Below are 1072 nucleotides of genomic sequence, written 5' to 3' on the forward strand. Positions count from 1 at the left end.
ATGGGGGGACCATCCTCCAAGGCTAAATACTCCTGACTGACCGATAGTGAACCAGTACCGTGAGGGAAAGGCGAAAAGAACCCCTGTGAGGGGAGTGAAATAGAACCTGAAACCGTGTACGTACAAGCAGTGGGAGCCGACTTGTTCGGTGACTGCGTACCTTTTGTATAATGGGTCAGCGACTTAATTTTAGTAGCAAGGTTAACCGTATAGGGGAGCCGTAGGGAAACCGAGTCTTAACTGGGCGCTTTAGTTGCTAGGATTAGACCCGAAACCCGGTGATCTAGCCATGGGCAGGTTGAAGGTGCCGTAACAGGTACTGGAGGACCGAACCGACTAATGTTGAAAAATTAGCGGATGACTTGTGGCTGGGGGTGAAAGGCCAATCAAACCGGGAGATAGCTGGTTCTCCTCGAAAGCTATTTAGGTAGCGCCTCGTGTCTCACCATTGGGGGTAGAGCACTGTTTCGGCTAGGGGGTCATCCCGACTTACCAACCCGATGCAAACTCCGAATACCAATGAGTGCAATCACGGGAGACACACGGCGGGTGCTAACGTCCGTCGTGGAAAGGGAAACAACCCAGACCGTCAGCTAAGGTCCCAAAGTGTATGTTAAGTGGGAAACGATGTGGAAAGGCTCAGACAGCCAGGAAGTTGGCTTAGAAGCAGCCATCTTTTAAAGAAAGCGTAATAGCTCACTGGTCGAGTCGGTCTGCGCGGAAGATGTAACGGGGCTAAACATACCACCGAAGCTACGGATGCAAGCTTGCTTGCATGGTAGAGGAGCGTTCTGTAAGCCGTTGAAGGGAAAGCTGTAAGGCATCCTGGAGGTATCAGAAGTGCGAATGCTGACATGAGTAACGATAATGCGGGTGAAAAACCCGCACGCCGGAAGACCAAGGGTTCCTGTCCAACGTTAATCGGGGCAGGGTGAGTCGACCCCTAAGGCGAGGCCGAAAGGCGTAGTCGATGGGAAACGGGTTAATATTCCCGTACTTGGTGTTATTGCGATGGGGGGACGGAGAAGGCTAGGTGGGCCAGGCGTTGGTTGTCCTGGTTCAAGTGTGTAGG

The 1072-nt window shown here is 52.4% G+C and carries 1 rRNA gene; it reads left to right on the forward strand.

What is annotated here, in order from left to right:
* A 23S ribosomal RNA gene (locus K6Y21_RS21060) occupies positions 1 to 1072 on the forward strand; the annotation flags it as partial.

This window comes from Motilimonas eburnea (genome assembly GCF_021295345.1).
Taxonomy (GTDB): domain Bacteria; phylum Pseudomonadota; class Gammaproteobacteria; order Enterobacterales; family CBDFNC01; genus Motilimonas; species Motilimonas eburnea.